This is a genomic window from Bradyrhizobium sp. 153, from assembly GCF_023073835.1.
GTDB lineage: Bacteria > Pseudomonadota > Alphaproteobacteria > Rhizobiales > Xanthobacteraceae > Bradyrhizobium.
Map to the genome: position 1 here is coordinate 1 of NZ_JADPKH010000020.1, position 4,543 is coordinate 4,543.

A 4,543-nucleotide genomic window follows, 5' to 3' on the forward strand; every position below is an offset into this window, starting at 1 on the left:
CAAATCGCCACCCGCGCCTCCAGCGCAACGGCTCCTCATCGCCTTCGCTAGACCTTCTATCCTCTGTCGCACAGCTATCGGCCGTGTGAGAAATGCGGGCTAGGGCTGGTTGCCACGTCTCCCCTTGCCCGGAGTGCGGCACGCCTTCGCGCGTGTGGCGCCTGGAGGCATCGATGGCTTGCGGGCCTGTGATGACTAGCTTTGGCTCGCTGGCGTGCGGCCGTCCGCTCAAAATCTTGAGTATCGGCGGGAGCCGTCCTTGCTTCCATGGACCCGAGGAGAGATCGTAGCCTCGAGGTGATGGGCCAGCCGCCGTCCACGCGCTCGATGTACAGAGGTTGTTCAAGTTCCCCACGCGTGCTCAATCGCTTGGTGCGCTCTGGCCAATCGCGCCCCGCTCGCCGCCAAAATAGCGATGTACTACTTGGCCTCATCCATCTGCACGAATCCATCCGGATACCCTGCCAGCACAGTGACTTGAAAATTCACCTGAGCGCCAAATTTATTAAGTCGTTTATCTATCGATACGGCCAACCCTGATGGAAGCTTGAATGAACCGTTCAAGATGTCTGTTCGATAGATCTGTCGAGGAATAATGCAAGACTCGAGCTTGCTGCCTTCGCTTTTGGGCTCGAGGCGGCGCGCATTGTGAATGATGCGATCCAATATCGCGTCGCCCAGCGTGGGATCCGCAATTACATCGTGCCATTGTGACACGGGGACTTGGCTTGTGATCAGCAACATCCTTTATCGTAGCGATCGTCGAGGATCTCGAGCAGATCGCGACGCTGGTTTGGCGGTGAGCGGTTCAGGTCCCCAGTCGTCGAGGATGAGGAGATCGACACGCTCAAGCGCGGCGATCAGGCGCACCAGACGGCCTTCGGCCGCGCGCCTGGGCGAGATCGGCGAACAGGCGGGATGCCCGCTTGTAGAGGCGGAAAAGCCGTCGCGGCAAGCTTTGTTTCCGAGCGCACAAGGCAAGCCACGACTGCCGGTGCCGGTTGGGCCGACAATGACCAGGTGGGTTGGCATCCCGGATCCATTGGCCGGTGGCGAGGGTCTGAAAGAGCGAACGGTCGAGACCGCGAGCGGTGCGATAGTCGACGTTCTCGATGGTGGCGGCCTGGCGGAGCTTGGCATTGGTCAGGCGCCGCATGAGGCGACGGTTGTCGCGCGCGGTGACCTCGCGATCGACGAGGAGGCCCAGCCCTCATCCAGCTCCGGCGACAACGGCCAGGTCAGGCCGGCGCGGCGGGCTCGGTTCACGTACTTACTGACCGTGCCCTGGGCCAGAGCGAGGCTGCGGGCAACGGCGCGTTGCGATATGCCGACGCTATCGTGCAGGCGTAGAACTTCGCGAATGTGGCGCATGGACAGTCTCTCTATCGGCATCTCGATCCTCTGCTGTTGGGCAAAATACCGAGCTACCCGGGTTGCAAATGTCAGCGGTGTGCGCCTCCCGGTTGTCCCAGATCACGATCGCTGGAAATAGCGATCACGACCGGCTGGAAACCGTGATCACGATGCTCTGGAATGGGTGATCACGATAGCCGCTGGAACACGCACCTAGCTATCGCTCTGGGTATGGGTCACTTGGTCACTCATCGTCCTGCTGTCAACCACGCCTGAATTCTGCGGTTCTAGACCGTTCTGTGCGGGTCGCCTTCACACCTCCAGCCGGCAAGCACCTAAGTCCGATCATTCCCAATCGAACATGCCGTCGTCCCACTCCCTCGGCGCTCTTCTGGTCGAGCGAAATGGTGAATGAGCCGCATAAAGAATTGTATTACTGCGCGATGAACCAAAACTCAGCAAGTGCCAACCGATCTACCCGGTCCCTGCAAACTAACGCGTTTCTTTACCGGCGACACCACGCAACGGGACACGATCCAACTTCTTCCAAAAATAGATGTCGTTCTGCCATTCACCGTGAATACACGCAACCTCGTGCAGCACCGCAACGCGCCGGAACCCAGACTCACTCTTGATACTCGGAATGTTTCGCTCATAGGCACGTGAGACCAATAATCGCAACCCAAAATCAATAGCCGACCGAATTAGGTGTTGCGCCATCAATCTTCCAAGCCCCTGGCCTCTGTGGTGCTCGTCAATGTAGCGCGACGTTTCCGCCACATCCGCGTACTCGGGACGCAAAGAGAACCTGTTCAACGAACACCATCCGACCACATGACCACGAGGTTCATAGACAAATGCCGGATACGGATCTTGATGCTCACTAAGCCACGCGATGCGGTTGCTGCTAGTATCTGGGTTGACTTGGCTTATAGCAAATATGCCCGGCTTTCTTGCTTGGTTGTAGATCCTAGCGATATCATCTGCATCAGCAGCAGTTGCTCGTCGGAACATTTTGGCACTCATCCCCTGTCTAAATGGATGCGCACAAGGGTCTGGCATACGGCCAGCCGTCGCCGCTCGCACATTCGAAGGATTGATAGCTAAGATCTGCCTGCGCAAGCTCCCGGCTTTAGTAGCTTACGCTCAGGGACTATCGGCGCAAATACCATCAGGCGGGCCTTGCCTCAGCCTCTCAGAACACTGCCGAGCCAACCTGGCTTTTTGCTCGAATTCAGGCCACAAATCCTCGAGGAGATTGCTACATGCGGCATCAAGTCGTCCGGTTGCGAACTGAAGATTTACGAGCCGTGACCGACATCTACAACGCGGCTTGTCGCGCGCGGGAATCGACACAAGGAACGCGCCCTTGGAGTGTCGACGACATGAATACCTTTCTTTTCAAGACACGTCCCTCGTTCGAATCGTATTCCTGTCTAATCAACGGAGCCGTAGCTGGGTGGGCCGCCTTCACGCGATACAGCGTCAAAGAGGACGTTAAACACACGGTCGAAATGTCGCTTTACGTTCAGAAACCCTTCCGCCGGATGGGAGTTGGAACGGCCCTGGCCAACACGCTTCTGAAGCGCGCACGGATCCTTGATCTGCACTGCATTTTCGCCATCGTGTTTAGGGAACCACCATACGTTGCTTCGTTTGCCACGGGAAAGTGCGGCTTTTCGGATGTCGGATGCCTCCCAGAGGTATTTTCCAATGAGAGGAAGCACTATGACCTTCTGCTTCTAGAAAAACTAATGACGACCTGAATTCGACTTGGCCTAGTTCGGCGCTGTACTCAGCGATCTGGATAATGCTGTTCAGTCCTGCGTTGCGGATAGTGTTCCCGGCTCTGCTCAAGTTTAGTGAGTAGATGAAAAGCTGCGGTCGCGGATTAGAGCTTACCGGCGTTCGAAATGCTCCTGCTCGAAGGCATCAAGGCTGCAGATCATATCGAGAGTGCCTCAAGGGAGGATGGTACCTGATGTGTGTGAGCGATGACCTAGAAAAGATCACCGCTCCAAAGAAGGAGAGGACTTTGCAGCGCGCAGCAGAGATTTGCTCGGCAGAGTTCCCGTACTAACAAAGATTTGGTCCAAGCTTCCGAATGATTGTCAGCCGCTTGCCACTGCATTCGTGAGGTTCGTTCGCGAGCACGAAACGTCAGGAGCGAGATCCGACGCTTTTACTCCACGTCACGTATGTCCGAATTAACCAGACCAAAGCGCCCCTGGCGGGCGCAATTCGGGAACAACAAGCTCAACCAAATCAGCGAGGCTACCAGGAAGGATTGCTGGACATGCGTCGAATGCTTGAATGCTTCAGCAGCTTCCTCGTCAAATGTATCCCGTCGTCCTTCAAGAAGCGGCATTGAGCTGGGCTAGCGAAGCGAGCGCGTGCCATAGATGCCAGGAACAGGCTCAAGAGTTTCTCTGAGCCAGTAGCACGCGGCGGAAGCTTGTGCCCACCGTTGAGAGGATGACGTTGGCAGCATCGCCGGCGCGGCCTTTGAGGTAGCAGCGGCCGAGGTGTTCTTCGGCCTTCATGTGCCGGATGATGGGCTCGACGATTGAGGCCCTTGATCGTCGCATGCAACAGCTTGGCATCAGTCGGAAAGGTGATCGCCTTCGGCTGCACCGTGGTGTCGACCGTGACGCGCTCGAAATCCTAGCTGCGTAACGTGTCCGCCTCGTGCGCCACCCGAAGGCTCTCGGCTAGCAGCAGTTCAAGCTGTTGCAGAGCCGCTTGCGCCAATGGCTCAGGTCGGAGCGCTTGTGTGGAAGAGCGTGCCGGAAGAACTTCGCCCGGGAAATATGGGTCGTGAACACAGCGCTCGCACCACCCTCATCGGACAACCCATAAATGTGCTTGAGCAGCAAGAGGCCGATCATGAAGCGGGTCTCGATCCAGGCCGACCATTCTCGCTGTAAAGTGGAGCGATTCGCCGTCGACCCAGTCCCAACCAATCTTGCTGGCGAGCTGAACCAGCTCCTGCTTCATGTTGATGATCTGGTCTAGTCGCGCGCGGAACAGATCATTCGACCCCGTCGTATCTTCGGCCGCATCGTCCCCACCGATGTACCACAGAATCACAGTGAGCGTCACGATAGGATCACCGGTGCCCGGGCTTGACTTGCGCGGAATGCTCTGGATAGCGCGGTCGGGATGATTGACGCCGCCGGCGCGCGGTGAT

The 4,543-nt window shown here is 57.3% G+C and carries 3 protein-coding genes and 2 pseudogenes; 1 reads left to right on the forward strand and 4 read right to left on the reverse strand.

The window, feature by feature from the left end; genetic code table 11:
- Positions 1–420 precede the first annotated feature (420 nt).
- The 3 genes and pseudogenes from IVA91_RS05595 to IVA91_RS05605 all read right to left on the reverse strand — a co-directional run bounded on the left by IVA91_RS05595 (position 421) and on the right by IVA91_RS05605 (position 2,379).
- A pseudogene (locus tag IVA91_RS05595) lies at positions 421–1,140 on the reverse strand (ATP-binding protein).
- A 3-nt stretch (positions 1,141–1,143) separates the two neighbouring features.
- Entirely contained in the window at positions 1,144–1,371 is a 228-nt protein-coding gene (locus IVA91_RS05600) for a winged helix-turn-helix transcriptional regulator (protein WP_247458416.1), read from the reverse strand.
- Between the two features lie 474 nt (positions 1,372–1,845).
- Positions 1,846–2,379 carry a GNAT family N-acetyltransferase gene (locus IVA91_RS05605; RefSeq protein WP_247458417.1) on the reverse strand — a complete coding sequence of 178 codons (534 nt, stop codon included), beginning with the start codon at positions 2,377–2,379 and terminating at the stop codon, positions 1,846–1,848.
- 239 nt (positions 2,380–2,618) lie between these two features.
- Between IVA91_RS05605 and IVA91_RS05610 the strand changes: the two genes are divergently transcribed.
- Positions 2,619–3,119 (forward strand): GNAT family N-acetyltransferase, encoded by a 501-nt coding sequence (locus IVA91_RS05610; RefSeq protein WP_247458418.1) that lies wholly within the window; start codon positions 2,619–2,621, stop codon positions 3,117–3,119.
- A 796-nt stretch (positions 3,120–3,915) separates the two neighbouring features.
- Here IVA91_RS05610 and IVA91_RS05615 read toward each other — a convergent pair.
- Positions 3,916–4,428 (reverse strand): annotated as a pseudogene (locus tag IVA91_RS05615) (transposase); the annotation flags it as partial.
- Positions 4,429–4,543: the final 115 nt, after the last annotated feature.

Bases quoted from the DNA above. Each gene is read 5' to 3' on its own strand.
- IVA91_RS05600 (WP_247458416.1), bottom strand. From the start codon at position 1,371: ATGCGCCACATTCGCGAAGTTCTACGCCTGCACGATAGCGTCGGCATA.
- IVA91_RS05605 (WP_247458417.1), bottom strand. From the start codon at position 2,379: ATGAGTGCCAAAATGTTCCGACGAGCAACTGCTGCTGATGCAGATGAT.
- IVA91_RS05610 (WP_247458418.1), top strand. From the start codon at position 2,619: ATGCGGCATCAAGTCGTCCGGTTGCGAACTGAAGATTTACGAGCCGTG.